The sequence below is a fragment of the Pseudomonas sp. 2995-1 genome (assembly GCF_002742505.1).
In the GTDB taxonomy this organism is placed as follows: Bacteria; Pseudomonadota; Gammaproteobacteria; order Pseudomonadales; family Pseudomonadaceae; genus Aquipseudomonas; species Aquipseudomonas sivasensis.
This window is the reverse complement of sequence record NZ_LJSA01000663.1, coordinates 1-268: the sequence shown is the minus strand read 5'-3', so window position 1 is coordinate 268 and position 268 is coordinate 1. Positions and strand designations below refer to the sequence as shown.

Here is a 268-nt window from a genome sequence, read left to right as displayed (position 1 = left end):
GATGAAGTGGAAATGGAATAAGCTCGTTCTCGGTTTATTTATGGTGGGACTTATGATTCCAGTACATTCCACCTTAATCCCTTTATTCAACTTCTTTTTAAATATCAATTTAATGGACCATCTATTGGCCATCATTTTAACCTACACAGCTTTTAACATGCCGTTAACCATCATGATTCTCCTTGGGTTTATTACACTCTGCCTCGTGAGATTGAGGAAGCGGCAATTGTGGACGGCTGTAGCATCAATAGGTTATTTTTCCAAATCA

Annotated in this window: 1 pseudogene; it reads left to right on the top strand. The window is 38.1% G+C overall.

Annotated elements, in window-relative coordinates:
* Window positions 1-52: 52 nt before the first annotated feature.
* Window positions 53-268, top strand: a pseudogene (locus AOA61_RS32070) (hypothetical protein); the annotation flags it as partial.